The following is a 15,901-nucleotide window of genomic DNA, read 5'->3' on the forward strand; positions in this document are numbered from 1 at the left end:
GCCGTCGCCGGTTGTCAGCTGTTGCGCGGGGTGACCAGGCCCGACTCGTAGGCGAGGACCACCAGCTGGGCGCGGTCGCGGGCGTGGAGTTTGGTCATGGCCCGGTTGATGTGGGTTTTCGCGGTCAGAGGGCTGATCACCATGCGGTCCGCGATCTCGTCGTTGGACAGGCCCTGCGCGACCAGGACGACGGCCTCGCGTTCGCGGCTGGTCAGTCCTTCCAGCGCCGTACCGGTGGAGACGGGCGGCCGCTGGGTGACGTACCGGTTGATCAGCTTGCGGGTGATCGAGGGGGCGAGGAGGGCGTCGCCGCGCGCGGCCACCCGTACGGCGTGCAGGAAGTCCTCGGGGACGATGTCTTTGACGAGGAATCCGGCGGCTCCGGCGCGCAGGGCGTTGTAGACGTGTTCGTCGAGGCCGTAGTTGGTGAGGATGACGACGTGCACGCCGGCCAGCGCCGGGTCGGCGGCAATGCGCCGGGTCGTCTCGATGCCGTCCATGACCGGCATCTGGATGTCGACGAGCGCGATGTCGGGCAGGTGGACTCCGGCGAGTTCCAGGCCCTCGCTCCCGTCGGCGGCCTCGGCCACGACCTCGATGTCGTCTTCGAGGTCGAGGAACGCGCGGAATCCGCTGCGGATGAGCGGCTGGTCGTCGACCAGCAGGACCCGGATCATGAGGCTCGTGGCACGGGAAGTTCGGCCTGGACGGTGAAGCCGCCCTCGCTTCTCGGTTCGGCGCGGAGCCGGCCGCCCAGGGCGGTGACGCGTTCGCGCATCCCCAGGAGCCCGATCCCGGGCCGCGGTGCGCTGTCCGGTGTGGCGGTGCCGTCGTCGTCGATGCGGATCGCGAGGGTGTCCGGCCGGTAGTCGATGTGGACCGATGCCGTGTCGGCGCCCGAGTGACGGGCGATGTTGGTCAGCGATTCCTGCACGACCCGGTAGGCGGTCCGGCCTACCGCGGCCGGTACGTCGTGCCGCCGGCCCTCGATCGTCAGCGTCGCCTCCAAGCCGCTCTTGCCGGCCCGGTCGACGAGTTCGGTGACGTGGTCGATGCCGTGCGGCGGGGTGGTGTCGTCGTCGCGCAGCGCCTCCAGGGTCGCCCGGAGCTCCCGGGATGCCTCCCGGCCGGCCTCCCGGATCGCCAGCAGTGCCTCCGCCACCTCTTCGCCGCGCTTGCGGGCCACGTGGACGGCGGCTTCGGACTGCACCTTGATGACCGAGATCTGGTGAGTGAGCGAATCGTGCAGTTCCCGCGCGATGTGCACCCCGTCGCGGCCTTCGAACTCCACGACACCGCGACGCCGTGGGGCGGGGACGCCTGCCCGGCAAACGCCACGCCCGGCGTGTGCCGGGGCCATGGGACGGCGCGGCCTGGGTAGACGCCCCATGCCGGGGGCACGGCCCAGCCTCCCCCTCCTCTTCACGGGACCGTGCCCCCGGGCCCGCGCGGGGTGCTTCATGGCACGGGGTGAGATCACTGGGCTGAGGCCCCGAGCCGGAAGTGTCGGGGTGCACGGAAGGCGGTGGTAGTCATGGCACGTCCGGTATGGGCCGGAAATCTGTCGTTCGGGCTGGTCAGCCTGCCGGTGGGCCTCTACCCGGCCACCGACAGCCACACCGTTCACTTCCACCAGCTCCAGCGCGGCACGTCGGACCGGATCCGCAACCGGCGGGTGAACGAGCGCACCGGTAAGGAGGTCGAGCTGGACGACATCGTCAAGGGCTACGACATCGGCGGTGAGTACGTCCTGGTCGAACCGAGGGAACTCGACGAGATCGCCCCGGGCCGCTCCCGCTCCCTGGACATCGCGGGGTTCGTCGACCTCGCCGAGGTCGACCCGATCTTCTTCGACAAGACGTACTACCTCGGCCCGCGCGGCGCCGAGTACGGCAAGATCTACAGCCTCTTGGAGCAGGCCCTCGCGAAGGCCGGCAAAGCCGGTATCGCCACCTTCGTCATGCGCCAGCACGAGTACCTGGTCGCCCTCAAGTCCGAGAACGGGCTGCTCACCCTCCACACCCTTCACTGGGCCGACGAGATCCGGGACCCGAAGAAGGAGATCGACAACCTCCCCGGCAAGGCCAAGACCTCCGGCAAGGAGCTGAAGATGGCCGAGCAGCTCATCGAGGCCCTGAGCATGACCTGGGACCCCGGCGAGTTCCACGACACCTTCCAGGAGAAGGTCGCCGCCCTGATCGAGGCCAAGCGGTCCGGCGAGACCGTCGAGAAGGCCGAGGCCCCGGCTGAGCCGACCGGCGTCGTCGACCTCATGGAGGCCCTGCGGGCCAGCGTCGAACGCGCCGGGAGCAGCCCCAAGGCCACCGGCGGCAAGGCCACCGCCTCCGGAAGGGCCACCGAGAAGAAGCCCGCCGCCAAGAAGCGCATCCGCTCCGTGCCGAAGGAAGACCTCAGCGGCCTCTCGAAGGCCGTCCTCTACAAGAAGGCGGCTGCCGCCCATGTCCCCGGCCGCTCCCAGATGACCCGCGACGACCTGGTGAAGGCTCTGTCCTCGTCCCGCGCATGAGTACGGTGGGGCGCCAACCTGACCCGCTGCCCGAGCAACGCGGGCAGGTCGCCCGCAGCGCACTGGATGCGAAGCCACGCCGTACGACGACCGCGAGGCGCTCGGCGTGCCGCGGGGGACCGCCGGGTCCCCGCGAGGGTCGGGCAGCCGCTGTCGAGGGCCCGTGACGGGACGCCTCCTCGTCGCGATCCACTCGCAGGTGCCTGCGCCGTCGCCCCCGCTCAGAGCGACCCCGGCGTGCTCGGGTCAGCCATGCATGTCGGGTCGGAAGGATTCATGCCGGCATGGTGCATGGTGCCCGGAGCGGCGGCTCGGTGACCTCGCACCGCGTCGCGATCGGCCTCACCGGAGCACCTCGGCGGCCCCGGACCGCCGGACCTTCCGACACCTGCGCCTCCGCAAGCGGCGCGCTGTCAGATGCGCGCGGTCTTCAGACCCGTAAGAGCCCTGTCCGCCGCCGCGTACCCTGCCGGTGCATTGCCGTCCTTCAGGGCCTGCTTCGCCCGCGCGATGTAGTCCCCGATCTCGTCGCGGCGCCTCTGGTCAAGCTTCGATTCGGCGTCGGCCCAGATCTGTTCGAGCTGCGCGACCTTCAGGACCAGTCCTTCGGACATCTGTACTCCCCACAGCATTCGGCACTTACGGCATTGATCTTTTCATGCTCCGCATCCGATCCGGGTCGCGCCGTACCGGCGCGGCGCGGGCGCCCGACTGCGGTCGGCCGGCCGCCCCCGGGCTCCTTCGCCTTCTATGTCCAATCTGCGTTGTTCCTAGAATGGCGGCGTGAAGGATATCGATGCGATCGCGGTGTTGCAGGATCCGGTGCGGCGCCGCCTGTACGAGTACGTGGTGGCGCAGGGCCGCGAGGTCGGCCGCAACGAAGCCGCCGAGGCGGCCGGGGTGGCACGCACCCTCGCCGCACACCATCTGGACAAGCTGGCCCAGGCCGGGCTGCTGGAGAGCGGCAGCCGCCGGCTCACGGGTCGCTCCGGTCCCGGGGCCGGCCGTCCGGCCAAGGTGTACACGCGGGCGCGGGCCGAGCGGTCGGTGTCGCTGCCCGCCCGTGACTACCGCACCGTCGCCGAGCTGCTCGCCGAGGCCGCCGAGCAGGCGGGCCTGGACGCCGAGCTGTGCGCCGCCGCGCGTCGGCGGGGTGAGGCCCTGCGCGGCTCGGCGGCGCCCTGCGGCGGCCTCGAAGAGGCCATGGAGGTGCTGGCCGCCCGCGGCTACGAACCGCACACCGAGGGCGCCGACGGAGGCGACGGGGCTGACGGGGAGGCCCTGCGCGACGGGGACGACGGGCACGACGGGGGCGGCAGGGGCGGCGAAGGCAGCGCGGGCGGCGGGCGCGACGAGGGCAGCGGCGGCGAGGAGGCGGCCGAAGGGGTCGCGTGTGTCGTCCGGATGCGCAACTGCCCCTTCCACGCGGTGGCCGAACGCTTCCCCCCGCTCGTCTGTGGCATGAATCTCGCGCTGCTGCAGGGACTGCTCGGTGCCGACGGCCCCGTCCGCGCCCGCATGGACGCACGGCCGGGGGAGTGTTGCGTGGTGCTGGAGGCTTCTAAAACCAATCAGCATTGACATAGAAAATGGAGCTGTGCTGGGATGAGGCCATGACCGAAGCCGCGCATGCCACCCACCTCGCCCAGCTCAACGTCGCCACGCTCCTCCACCCCTTCGACGACCCATGCATGGCACCGTTCGTCGAGATGCTCGATCCGGTCAACGCCGCCGCCGACGCCGCGCCCGGCTTCGTGTGGCGCCTCGTGGAGGAGGGGGCGGACGATGCCACCGGCCTACGCCCGGCCGGTGAGGACGTCGTCGTCAACCTGTCCGTGTGGGAGACGCAGGAGGCCCTGTGGGACTTCGCCTACCGCAGCGGTCACCTGGAGGTGATGCGGCGGCGCCGCGAATGGTTCGCGCGGCACATCGAGGCGCACATGGTGCTGTGGTGGGTCCCGGCCGGGCATCTCCCGACGGTCGGCGAAGCCTTGGAGCGCCTGGCGGACCTGCGGGCGCACGGGCCGTCCCCGCGTGCGTTCACCTTCGCCTCCGCCTACACCGCCGACGAGGCGGCACAGCGCCTCGCGACCGTACCGCCGACGCGGCCCCGGCCGGTCGCCCCGAGCGCGCGGCCGGCGCCGTCCGGGGAGACGCCGGCGGTGCGATAGAAGCCGGGCTCCGGCGCGGCGATGAGTCCGCGGCCCTGCGCGGGTCTATCCCTTGACGGAGACGACCGACTCACCGGGAGCAAGCCATGGGCCTCATCCACATCGAGATGTTCGCGACCCTCGACCTCGTCGGGCAGGCGCCCGGCGGCCCCGACGAGGACCCGGTGGGGTTCCCGTTCGGCGGCTGGCAGGCGCCTCTGCTGGACGAGGTCGCCGGCGCGCAGGTCGGCGCCGCGTACGAGGGCACGGACGCCCTCCTGCTCGGCCGCCGGACCTACGACATCTTCGCCGCCTACTGGCCTCACCAGGAAGGTGGTGAGGACAACGAGATCGCCACGCTCTTCAACCGCGTCCCGAAGTACGTGGCCTCCCGCGGCAGGCCCGACCTCTCGTGGGCCGGCTCCACCCAGCTCGGCCCGGACCTCGCCGGTGTGCGCGAGATCCGTGACCGCCACGAGAACGTGAAGGTCGTCGGCAGCTTGAACTTCGTGCAGTCCCTCCTGCGCGAGAAGCTCTTCGACCGTCTCGACCTCTGGCTGCACCCCATCGTGCTCGGCGTGGGGAAGAAGGTGTTCGGCGACGGCGCGGTGCCCACCAACCTCACGCTCCTCGCACCCCCGGCGACAGGCCCGAAGGGCAGCGTGTACCTGCGCTACGGGCTCGCCGACGGCATTCCCGCCACGGGGGACATGAGCGCACCCGACCGTGGCGTCGGAGGCGAGGGCTGAAACCGCCCCGCGTCCCGTGGCCGGGGCGGAGCCGGCCGGGCTGCTCGGGAAGCCGCCCGCGGCGCACACCGTACGCCGTGGGGGCCGGGCTCAGCGGGACGGTGCCGCGGGCCCGGCATACGCTGGTCCGGGGGGCCGAGATCCGGGCGGCGACGAATGCCGGAAGGGACGCCCCTATGGACGAGTACCCGCTGATCGAGAACCACGGCCTGATAGGTGATCTGCAGACCGCTGCGCTGGTGACCTCCGACGGAGTGGTCGACTGGTTCTGCTGTCCGCGATTCGATTCCCCCAGCGTGTTCGGCGCCCTGCTGGACAAGGGCAAGGGCGGCCACTGCACGGTCCGCCCGGCCCACACGACGTACGCGACCAAGCAGTTGTACCTGCCCGACACCGCGGTCCTGGTCACCCGCTTCATGACCGAGGCCGGCGCCGGAGAGGTGGTCGACTTCATGCCCCTGACCGGTACCACGGTCACCGACCGGCACCGGCTCGTCCGCATGGTCCGCTGCGTGCGCGGCAGCATGACCTTCGACGTCGACATCGCGCCCCGGTTCGACTACGGGCGCCAGTCCCACGACCTGCACCTCACGGAGAACGGGGCGGTGTTCACCGCCGACGGCACCTCCCTGACCGTGCACACTGTCCGGGAACCGGAGGACGAGCGGCTGGCCCACCTCCTCACGGGTGGCGAACGCGACCTGCACCTCACCCTGCGCCTGCAGGCGGGGCAGCAGCGCGGCCTGATCCTGGAGTCCGCCGCCGACGGCCCGCCCCGGCAGATCACCCTCGCCGAGTACGAGGAGATCTTCCACGCCACCATCCACTTCTGGCGGACCTGGCTGAGCGGATCCCGCTACACGGGCCGCTGGCGCGAGGCGGTGGAGCGCTCCGCCGTGACCCTGAAGCTGATGACCTACGCCCCCACCGGCGCGGTGGTCGCAGCCCCCACCGCCGGCCTGCCCGAGCAGCTCGGCGGCGAGCGCAACTGGGACTACCGGTACACGTGGATCCGGGACGCCTCGTTCTCCGTGTACGCCCTGCTCGGTATGGGCTTCACCGAGGAGGCGCAGGCGTTCATCGGGTGGCTCGGTAACCGGATCGAGGAACGGGCGGGCGAACAGGGGGAAACCGGGCCGCTGAACATCATGTACGCGGTCGACGGCTCCTCCGACCTGAAGGAGGAGACCCTGGACCACTGGGAGGGCTACGAACGCTCGGCGCCCGTCCGTATCGGCAACGGAGCGGCCACCCAGCTCCAGATGGACATCTACGGCGAGGCGTTGGACAGCATCTCCTTCGCCCAGAGGCACGGCATCAACCTCGGGTACCGCGGATGGAAAGGCCTGATCCACGTGCTGGACTGGCTGGCGGACCACTGGGACTCGGCCGACGAGGGCCTGTGGGAGACCCGCGGCGGGGCCCAGGACTTCACCTACGGCCGCGTGATGTCCTGGGTGGCGTTCGACCGGGCGCTGCGGCTCGTCGACTTCAGCGGCCGCCCCGCACCGGCACAGCACTGGAGCGCCACACGGGACCGGATCTTCGAACAGGTCATGGAACGCGGATGGAACGAGGACCGCGGCGCGTTCGTCCAGCACTACGGCAGCCGGGTCCTGGACTCGTCGCTCCTGCGCATGCCCACCGTCGGCTTCCTCACCCCCCAGGACCCGATGTGGGGCTCCACCCTCGACGCGATGGAGCAGGAACTGGTCAGCGACAGCCTGGTGTACCGCTACAACCCCGGGGCGTCGCCGGACGGCCTGCGCGGTTCCGAGGGCACCTTCTCGCTGTGCACCTTCATGTATGTCGACGCACTCGCCCGGGCCGGACGGATCGACCAGGCCCGGCTCGTCCTGGAGAAGATGCTGGGCTACGCCAACCACCTGGGCCTCTACTCCGAGGAGATCGACCTCACCGGTCGCCAACTGGGCAACTTCCCGCAGGCGTTCACCCACCTCGCCCTCATCGACGCGGCGATCACCCTCGACGCGGCCCTGAACCGGGGCTCCGCGCCGTAGGAACGGCGCGGCACCCGCGACGGCGGCCGCGGATGGGCCAGGAGTACTCCCGTGGAGCATGGTCGGATCCCCGGGCAGACGGTGCATGGCAGTCGCTTCCGGTACGGCAACGGCTGACGCATGTTCCCTCCTGCGCGTGCCGTTCTGGATCCCCGGTGCGTCATCCCCCGTGTTCCGGGCCGCCCCGGCGCAGGTCGGCGTCCGTGAGGGGTTCCAGTTCGCCACGGGTGTCGAGCCGGTACAGGAGGGCCACGGCGGGGAAGACCAGGACCACGGCCACGACGGTCACGATGAGCAGCCAGTGCAGGGTGCTGGGCGCCCCCGCCGCCTCGGCCACCGTCAGCCGGCCGGGGATGAGGTACGGGCGCTGCGCCACGCCCCAGGCGAGCACGGCCGACGCCATGAGGACGACGGCCGCCGGCCGGGACCACGCCCCGGAGGTGCGCAGCAGCAGCCATGCGGTGACGAGAGTGGCCAGTACGGACACGATGACGAGGACGAGCCCGGCGCCGTGGGTGAGGCCGTGCCACAGGTGGGGTGCGTCGCCGTGGGCGACGATCAGCGTGACCGCCCCCAGCACGGCGAAGGCGGCGAGGGCGGCCGACGCCCGCCGCCGGAAGTACGCGTGCAGGTCGGGGGCTTCGTAGCGGACGGCGTCCGCGGCCAGGAACACCGCCCCGAGCAGCGCCGTCCCGACGACGGCCAGCAGGCCGAAGAAGACGGAAGTCGGGTTGAACCAGGCGTGCGCCGTCGGCTCGGTGCCCGGTCCCACCCGCCCCGAGGCGATTCCGCCCGCGGCGGCGCCGAGGAAGAACGGGGTGAGGAGGGAGGAGATGGCGAACACGGCGCCGTAGACCCGCCGTCCGGCGATCCTGCGGGTCGGCTTGCGCAGGGCGAAGCCGGCGCCGCGCAGGACGATGCCGATGGTGGCGAGGGCCAGCGGCAGCCACATCGCGGAGAACACGGTCTGGAAGAACACCGGGAACCCGGTCCACATGATGACCAGGACGAAGATGAGCCAGACGTTGTTGACCTCCCAGACCGGGGCCATGGCGTGGTCGATGAGCCAGCGGGGACGCTTTCCGCGTTCCGTGCCGCCCGCCGTCAGGTCCCAGAAGCCCGCGCCGTAGTCGGTGCCGCCGGCGCAGGTGTAGGCGGCCACCGCGAGGAGCAGGACTGCGGCGACCACACCGGCGGCGGTCACGGCCTGCCGTTCTCGGCCGGTGCCGTGCCGTCGCCGCTTCCCGGAACGGGGGCGTCGCCGGCCGGGACGGCGGAGCGGGGGCCGTAGGGGGTGTCGGTCTCCGGTGTCGCCATCGTGCCTGCCTCAGGGGTTCGTTCGTCGTCCAGGCGCCATCGGGTGCGCATCTTCAGGAGCACGGCCAGGAACGAGCCGAAGATGAAGACGTACACGACGACGACCAGCCCGAACATGGTCCACAAGGAGGAGGAGCGGGCTCCGGTCACGGCTTCGGCCACTCGCATGTTCTCGTAGACGATCCAGGGCTGGCGGCCCACCTCGGTGGTGATCCAGCCGCACTCGACAGCGATGACACTGGCCACGCCGGCGCAGGCGGCGCTGCGGTAGAACCATGGCGAGGCGGGCAGCCGGCGGCGGCGCCACCAGACGAACGCGTACCAGACGGCGAGCAGCAGGAGAACCGAGCCGATGCCGACCATGATGTCGAACGTCCAGTGGATGAGGGTGGCCTGGGTCACGGTGGGCCGGTCCGCCGCCGGTACGGCCGACAGTCCGTGCACCTCGGTGTCGGGGCTGAAGCCGGCCAGGATGGAGTCGAGTTGCGGGACCTTGATGCCGCCGGTGACGGTCCCGTCGGGGTGCAGCCGGCCGAAGAGGTACTCCGGCACGTGCGTGTCGGTGTTCCAGACGATCTCCATCGCCGCGAACTTCACCGGCTGCTTCTGGAACACCGCCCGGGCGATGGCGTCGCCCAGCATGAACTGGACGGGAGTGAACACGGCCGCGACCGTGAACGGAACGGTGAAGCCGAGGCGGTGGTAGCGGTCGCGGCGGCCGCGCAGCCACCCGACGGCGTAGACACCCGCCACGACGTATCCGGCGGTGACCAGCATCGCCACGACGAAGTGCCAGTACTGCGGCCCGAACATCGGCGTGAAGATCGCCTTCCAGACGTCCACGTCGACGGGGTTGCCCTCGGAGTCGAGGGAGAACCCGCGCGGGGTGTTCATCCAGGAGTTGGCCGCCAGGATGCCGAAGGCGCCCAGCAGGGCCGTCACCGGCAGGGGCAGCCCGAGCAGGAAGTGGGTACGGGCGGGCAGCCGGCGCCAGCCGTACAGGTAGATGGCGACGAGGACGGCCTCCAGGAAGAAGGCCCAGGCCTCGACGCCGAAGCCGATCCCGAACACGTCGCCCCACCGGCCCATCAGCCCCGGCCACAGCAGGCCGAACTCGAAGGACAGGACGGTGCCCGTGACGACGCCGATGGCGAACTGCACCGCCATGACAGCCGACCAGCGGCGTGCCAGCAGCAGGGCGGTCGCGTCGCCGCGCCGCAGCCCGTAGCCGTGCATGATCAGGGTGATCAGCGGCAGCGCCACGCCCAAGGGGACCAGGATGATGTGCGAGGCGAGGGTGAAGGCCATGAGCGACCGGGCCGGCAGCATCTGAGGCGGTGCCTCCGCCAGCAGGTGGAGCGTGGTGTGCATACGTCCCTTCCCGGGGCTGCGCGGATCGAGGTCAGCCGCCGGTGGCGAAGCCCGGGAAGAGGGTCATCCCGCCGTCCACGTAGAGCGTCGCGCCCACCACGTAGTCCATGAGGTCGGAGGCGAGTCCGACGGCCGCGTGGGCGATGTCCGCCGGGTCGCCGACCCGGCCGTACGGGATCAGCTTGAGCAGGTCCTGCTCGGCCCGCTCCGTGTCCCAGGCACTGCGGTTGATGGGCGTCCGGATCGCACCGGGGGCGATCGCGTTGACGCGGATCTTCTTCGGGGCGAGCTCCTGGGCCAGGGTCTCCATCATCATCTGCACGCCGCCCTTGGAGGAGGCGTAGTTCACGTGCCCCGCCCAGGGGATGATCTGGTGCACCGAGCTCATGCAGATGATCTTGCCTGCGGAGCTGGAGACCTCCGGCACGACCCCGCGCCGCAGGAACTCCTTCGTCGCCTCGCGGGCGCACAGGAACTGTCCGGTCAGGTTGACGTCGATGACCTTCTGCCACTGGGCGAGGGTCATCTCGGTGAAGGCGGAGTCCCGTTGCAGCCCGGCGTTGGCGACGAGGATGTCGATGGTCCCGAACTCCTCGACCATGCGGTTCGTCATGGCCACGACCTGGTCCTCGTCGGACACGTCGGCCTCGTACGCCGCCGCGCGCACCCCGAAGGAGGTGATCTCCTCGACGACCTCATCGGCCTCCTCCCGTCCGGCCACGTAGTTCACGACCACGTCCGCCCCGGCCCGGCCCATGCCGATCGCCGTGGCCTTGCCGATTCCGGAGTTCGCACCCGTCACCAGGACCTTCTGGCCTCGGAGCAGGTGCGCGGGGATCACGCCCCGGGGTACGCCCTCGGTGGAACTCACGACGGACTGCCTCCTTCGTACCGCCACCCCGTGCCGTCAGGGTGACGGCACCCGGCGGGTCCGGCGTCACCCAATCACCGCGTCCGGGGCCCGGCGGCCCGCCGCCGTCCGCGTTACGCCACCCGGCCCAGGATCTTCCCCCGGTCGGCGGTCCCGCCGGAGGTCAACCCATCCGGTCGAGGAGGTGATCGCCGACCCGCAGGGCGTTCGCCATGGCCGTCAGGGAGGGGTTGACCGCGCCGATGCTCGGGAAGAAGCTCGTATCGACCACGTACAGGTTGTCCAGGTCGTGCGCCTTGCAGTGGAGGTCCAAGGCCGACGACGCCGGGTCGGTGCCGAACCGTACGGTGCCGGCCTGATGTGCGGTCGCCCCGATCGGCATGCCCTTGTGCAGGTAGAGGCTGTGGTCCAGCAGGTGGTGCTCGTGCATGCCGAGGTGGCCCAGCATGCTCTGGAGCTTGTGCCGCAGCCGCTTCAGCCCGGCCGTGTTGTGGGACTCGTCGAGCGCGAGGTGGATGCGGCCGTCGCTGTCCAGGGTGACGCGGTTGTCGGGGAGCGGCAGGTCCTCCCCGCACAGCCAGAAGTCCACGGCGTGGTGGGCCATGACCTCGAAGGGCATGTCGGGGGTCACCGCCCCGGCCCAGCGCGGGGCCTCTCCGTGGATCTGCTCGGCATCCGACTTGCCGAGCATCTGGATCCCGCCGAGGGGGAAGTCCCAGTCGTCCGCGCCCAGGTACCAGTCGTGCAGGGCGAGGGTCTTCTGGAACTGCGTGTCGTTCGGTTCCCTGGAGACGGCCATCAGGGCCAGGTTGTTGTGGCGCATGTAGAACCGTCCGACCACACCCGACGCATTCGCGAGGCCTTGCGGATGCCGGTCGTTCGCCGAAACGAGCAGCAGCGCCGCCGAGTTCACCGCGCCGCAGGCCACGACCACCAGGTCGGCGGAGAACCGGGCCTCCTCCCCGTCCGCGAGGCGGGCGACGACCGAAGTGACCGTGCGTCCCGTCGGGTCGGTCTCCAGCCGTAGCACGTGGGCGTGGGTGATCATCTCCACGCCCGGATGCCGCAACGCCGGCTCCACGCAGATCACCTGGGCGTCCGACTTGCCGCGTACCAGGCACGGGAAGCCGTCCACGCGGTTGCAGCGGATGCAGACGCTGGACGGGGTCGCCCGGCCGGCCGCGTCCTGGATCAGGTCGACCCCGATGGGCAGGTGGAAGGGGTGCAGGCCCTGCTTGACCAGATCGTCGCTCAACTGCTGGATGCGCGGCTCGTGTTCCACCGGCGGGTGAGCGTACTGGGCGCTCGCCGGACCCTCCGTGGGGTCCTCGCCGTGCCGGCCGTGCACCCGGTAGAGGTGCTCCGCCTGGGTGTAGTACGGCTCCAGGTCCTCGTAACGGATCGGCCAGGCAGGCGAGATCCCGTCGTGGTGGCGCAGTTCCCCGAAGTCCTGCGGGCGCAGCCGGAACAGCGCCGCGCCGTAGAACTTGGTGTTGCCGCCGACGTAGTAGTTGACCTCGGGCGGGAACTCGCGGCCGTGCCGGTCGAACCAGAACTCGGGAGCGCGGTACTTCCCCTTGACGAACACCGCCGTCGAATCCCAGTTGTCGCGTTCGCGGGGAAGGAAGCCACCGCGCTCCAGGATCAGCACCCGCTTGCCGGACGGGGCGAGCCGGTGGGCGAGCGTACCGCCGCCGGCCCCCGTTCCGATGACGATGACATCGTAGTGCGGAGCGTCGTTCAACCGGATCACCGTCCTCGGCTTGTGGCGCCGTAGCCCCGGCGGGCCCGCCGCGGCAGGATCCCCTTTCGAACGTATACGTCCGCCGCCGGTGCGGCACCCGGGGATGCGGGGAGCCGGACCCCGGCGGCACGCGTCACAGGACGGCGATCGGGTTCACCGGGGAACCCGTGGCCCCCGGCAGCCGCAGCGGTGCCACCGTGCACAGGAAGCGCCAGCGCCCGAGCCCCGCGCAGGCGTCGGCCAGTTCGTCCAGGTCCAGGTAATCCATCAGGTGCATGCCCAGGGCGTGCAGGGCCAGGACGTGCACGGGGAAGGAGACGCCTGGCACCGGGCTCGGGGCCGTGTCGTTGTTGCCGTCCGAACCGAGGACGGCGATCTGCCGCTCCGCCAGCAGCCGCAATCCCGCCGGATGCAGGCCCGCCCGCGCGTGCGCCGCGTCCCACGCGCCTTTCTCCTGGCGTCGGCGCCGGTGCCCGACGCGAACGAGCAGCAGGTCGCCGGGACCGATCCGCACGCCCTGCGCCTCCTCGGCCGCCGTGAGGTCGTCGACGCCTACGAAGTCACCGGGCTCCAGCCAGGGGACCCGACGCAGCCGCGGGACGTCCAGCAGGAGCCCTGGGCCGACGATCCCGTCGCGCACCAGGTCGAGGGTGATCCCACGGGCACCGCCCGCCGCCAGTCGGCTCTCAGGGATGCCCTCGTGCAACTCGCCGTCGAACACGACGTGACACAGGGCGTCGAGATGGGTGTGGGCGTCCCCGTGCACGTTCATGGCGAACCGGTCCAGCGCGAAATGCACCCCCGGGGTTCCGGTCTCGGGTGCGGTCGGGGCCGTCAGCCGGTAGACGGCGGGCTGCGGATCGTCCGGCCCCGGCTGTGTCTCGATGGGGGCGGCCAGCGACAGGGTGCGCCCGTGACGTACGTCGGCCGCGGCCGCGGCCACACGTGCGGGGGTCAGGTGGGCGAGGGCTCCGCGCCCGTGCTCCGCGTGGCCGGATGCACGCCGGCGCAGCTCCGCGTGCAGGGAGCGGAAGGCTGCCTCCGTCATGAAAGGCGCAACCGTCCGGTCGGGCGTCGGGTCGTCATCCGTCACGCGGGTCTCCCGGTCTGCAGAAGGCCCCGCCTCCACTGTCCCCCGCCGCCGCGTCCCCCGCATCCCGGCCGCCGCGTCATCCCCGCGCCCGCCACCGGCGGTCGTGGACGGACCGGTCGGCCGGCGCCGCGCGGTGAACGGCGTCCCGCCGGGCCGCCGCGCCCGGCGTCCTCAGGGACGGTGTCCGGAGACCGACCGGTACGCGACGGGGAAGTCGAAGTACGTGTCGGGGAACAGCTCCGGTTTGTGCGTGAAGTGCCACCACTCCTCGGGCAGGTTGACGAAGCCCTCCGCCGTCAGCGCCGACCTCAGCAGGTCCCGGTTCGCGCGCTGGGCCCCCTGGACGCGCGGGTCGTCCGTGTGCGACAGCGTGTCGAAACAGTCGAAACCCGTGCCCATGTCCACCGAGTTGTCCGGGTACCGCTCCACCCGGGGTGCGTAGCAGGGCACCGATTCCTGCCCCGGCCGCGGTCGGGGCGCCGGAAACGCCGGCAGCCGTACCAGCGTCACGTCCATGGTGCTGCCCCGGCTGTGTCCCGACTTCTTCGCGATGTAGCCGTCCTCGAACAGCCGGGCCTTGTCGACGCGCGGATAGAACTCCGCCTTCCGCCGCTCGTCGCCGAGGTCTTCGGCCCACCGCACGAAGTGGTCGACGGCCCGCTGCGGCCGATAGCAGTCGTACACCTTGAGCGAGTACCCCTGGCGCAGCAGGTTCACCTGCGCCCGGTGCAGGGCCTGAGCGGCCGGGCGGGTCAGGAGGCAGACGGGCTCCCGGTAGCCGTCGACCGGCTCGCCGACGAAGTTGTGCGGACGCAGGTACCGCATTTCCCGCAGGATCGTCGGGTCGACCGAACTCAGGGCCACGAACGCGCCCGGAGCTTTCGCCTCCGGTGGTGGTGCGCTCGCCCCGGCGGTGGCGGCCCCGGCCGCCGTGAGAACGGCGACGGCGGCCGTCACGGCCACGGCGAGGCGTGCCCACATGGGCGACAAGGACGTCGAACCGGTCATCGAACCCTCCATCGGCGGTGCTGCGGGGAGCATGATCGAGCGCCATGCTGCCCGACGCCGCGCCCCTCCCGGCCGGGTCCGGCCGAACTTCCCCCGAACTGCGTCCACCGCGGGGCGGACCTACGCTGATCAGGTGACCGGCTGTACCAGCGGAACGGTGATGCCTGCCGCCGTCCGAAGCAGCCGTACGGAGGTGATGCCCGATGTCCGCACCCGGCGCGGCAGCGGTCCGCCGCGCGACCGTCGGAGCCGCCTGCTTGCTGCTGTTCGCGGGCGGGGGCGTGGCCCGGGCCGACGACAACGGCATCGCCGACGAGAGCGCCCAGGACATCGCCCGGGCCTCGCGCGAGGCCATGGCCGGGGTCACCTCCATGCGCATGGTGGGCAAGGTGACCAACACGTCCGGCACCACCGCTCTCGATCTCCGGTTCGACGAGCAGGGCAACTGCGTCGGCACCGTCACGCCCCCCGGCAATTCGGGCTCGGCCGACATCGTCAAACGCGGCGACGACGTATGGATGAAGCTCGACGAGGCGCTGCTGAGGGCCCAGGCACCGGGAGCCGCGGGGGACGACGCGATCGAGCTCATCAACGGCCGCTACCTGCACGGCACTACGGACAGCGTCCAGCTGCGCGACTTCGCCCAGCTCTGCGACCTGGACTTCTTCAAGAAGGAGTTCTCCTCGAAGCCGCCGAGCGAACAGCTGGTCAAGGGCTCCCGGACCACCGTCGACGGCCGCCCCGCCATCACGGTCACCAGCCGGCGCGAGGGCGCTACGGGCACGTACCAGGTCTCCACCGAGGACAAGCCGTACCTGTTGCGGGTCCAGGGCACCGATGAGTCCGGCGAGCGGGTGGCAGCCTCCTTCTCCGCCTTCGACGAGCCCGTCAAGGCCACACCCCCGGCGCCCGCCGACTCGGTCGACCTGACCCGGCTCCGCTGACCGTCGGTCGGGCTGGTCCGTCTCTTTCGGATCTTGTCGGGCCCGCGACGCCCGGCACCGCACCCGGCCGCGTTGTCGGGGCGCCCGAGTACGTCCAGTACACGGG

General features: G+C 71.2%; 14 protein-coding genes and 1 pseudogene. 6 read left to right on the top strand and 9 right to left on the bottom strand.

Going from position 1 to position 15,901, the window contains the following annotated elements:
• Window positions 1-14 precede the first annotated feature (14 nt).
• A complete protein-coding gene (locus tag ACWGIU_RS09780) occupies window positions 15-677 on the bottom strand; it encodes a response regulator (protein WP_453704087.1) in 663 nt (220 codons plus the stop codon).
• A pseudogene (locus tag ACWGIU_RS09785) lies at window positions 674-1,267 on the bottom strand (sensor histidine kinase); the annotation flags it as partial. The gene ACWGIU_RS09780 and the pseudogene ACWGIU_RS09785, both read right to left, overlap by 4 nt.
• Before the next feature lie 267 nt (window positions 1,268-1,534).
• On the opposite strand from ACWGIU_RS09785, the gene ku reads away from it, so the two are divergent.
• On the top strand, window positions 1,535-2,527 hold the full coding sequence (gene ku, locus ACWGIU_RS09790) for a non-homologous end joining protein Ku (RefSeq protein ID WP_453704089.1): 993 nt from the start codon (window positions 1,535-1,537) through the stop codon (window positions 2,525-2,527).
• Between the two features lie 413 nt (window positions 2,528-2,940).
• On the opposite strand, the gene ACWGIU_RS09795 is transcribed toward ku, so the two are convergent.
• Window positions 2,941-3,141, bottom strand: a complete 201-nt coding sequence (locus ACWGIU_RS09795) for a hypothetical protein (RefSeq protein WP_453704091.1) — start codon at window positions 3,139-3,141, stop codon at window positions 2,941-2,943.
• 169 nt (window positions 3,142-3,310) lie between these two features.
• On the opposite strand from ACWGIU_RS09795, the gene ACWGIU_RS09800 reads away from it, so the two are divergent.
• The 4 genes from ACWGIU_RS09800 to ACWGIU_RS09815 all read left to right on the top strand — a co-directional run bounded on the left by ACWGIU_RS09800 (window position 3,311) and on the right by ACWGIU_RS09815 (window position 7,447).
• Window positions 3,311-4,108 (top strand): helix-turn-helix transcriptional regulator, encoded by a 798-nt coding sequence (locus ACWGIU_RS09800; RefSeq protein WP_453704093.1) that lies wholly within the window; start codon window positions 3,311-3,313, stop codon window positions 4,106-4,108.
• A 32-nt stretch (window positions 4,109-4,140) separates the two neighbouring features.
• Window positions 4,141-4,698, top strand: a complete 558-nt coding sequence (locus ACWGIU_RS09805; protein ID WP_453704095.1) for a DUF3291 domain-containing protein — start codon at window positions 4,141-4,143, stop codon at window positions 4,696-4,698.
• 86 nt (window positions 4,699-4,784) lie between these two features.
• A complete protein-coding gene (locus ACWGIU_RS09810; protein WP_453704097.1) occupies window positions 4,785-5,426 on the top strand; it encodes a dihydrofolate reductase family protein in 642 nt (213 codons plus the stop codon).
• Window positions 5,427-5,602: 176 nt separating this feature from the next.
• A complete protein-coding gene (locus ACWGIU_RS09815; protein ID WP_453704099.1) occupies window positions 5,603-7,447 on the top strand; it encodes a glycoside hydrolase family 15 protein in 1,845 nt (614 codons plus the stop codon).
• Between the two features lie 160 nt (window positions 7,448-7,607).
• Here ACWGIU_RS09815 and ACWGIU_RS09820 read toward each other — a convergent pair whose 3' ends face one another.
• From ACWGIU_RS09820 to ACWGIU_RS09845, 6 genes are all read right to left on the bottom strand, one after another.
• Window positions 7,608-8,651 carry a cytochrome d ubiquinol oxidase subunit II gene (locus ACWGIU_RS09820; RefSeq protein ID WP_453704101.1) on the bottom strand — a complete coding sequence of 348 codons (1,044 nt, stop codon included), beginning with the start codon at window positions 8,649-8,651 and terminating at the stop codon, window positions 7,608-7,610.
• Window positions 8,648-10,135, bottom strand: a complete 1,488-nt coding sequence (locus ACWGIU_RS09825) for a cytochrome ubiquinol oxidase subunit I (RefSeq protein ID WP_453704103.1) — start codon at window positions 10,133-10,135, stop codon at window positions 8,648-8,650. The genes ACWGIU_RS09820 and ACWGIU_RS09825 overlap by 4 nt, the downstream gene beginning before the upstream one ends.
• A gap of 31 nt (window positions 10,136-10,166) precedes the next feature.
• On the bottom strand, window positions 10,167-10,961 hold the full coding sequence (locus ACWGIU_RS09830) for an SDR family oxidoreductase (RefSeq protein ID WP_453704112.1): 795 nt from the start codon (window positions 10,959-10,961) through the stop codon (window positions 10,167-10,169).
• 208 nt (window positions 10,962-11,169) lie between these two features.
• A complete protein-coding gene (locus ACWGIU_RS09835) occupies window positions 11,170-12,750 on the bottom strand; it encodes a GMC oxidoreductase (RefSeq protein ID WP_453704105.1) in 1,581 nt (526 codons plus the stop codon).
• Between the two features lie 133 nt (window positions 12,751-12,883).
• Window positions 12,884-13,798 (bottom strand): cyclase family protein, encoded by a 915-nt coding sequence (locus ACWGIU_RS09840; protein WP_453704106.1) that lies wholly within the window; start codon window positions 13,796-13,798, stop codon window positions 12,884-12,886.
• A 216-nt stretch (window positions 13,799-14,014) separates the two neighbouring features.
• On the bottom strand, window positions 14,015-14,851 hold the full coding sequence (locus ACWGIU_RS09845) for a M15 family metallopeptidase (protein WP_453704108.1): 837 nt from the start codon (window positions 14,849-14,851) through the stop codon (window positions 14,015-14,017).
• Window positions 14,852-15,054: 203 nt separating this feature from the next.
• On the opposite strand from ACWGIU_RS09845, the gene ACWGIU_RS09850 reads away from it, so the two are divergent.
• The gene (locus tag ACWGIU_RS09850) at window positions 15,055-15,795 is read left to right on the top strand and encodes a hypothetical protein (protein WP_453704110.1); all 741 of its coding nucleotides are present in this window, start codon (window positions 15,055-15,057) and stop codon (window positions 15,793-15,795) included.
• The last annotated feature ends 106 nt before the right edge of the window (window positions 15,796-15,901 follow it).

Source organism: Streptomyces sp. NPDC054840, from assembly GCF_053611065.1.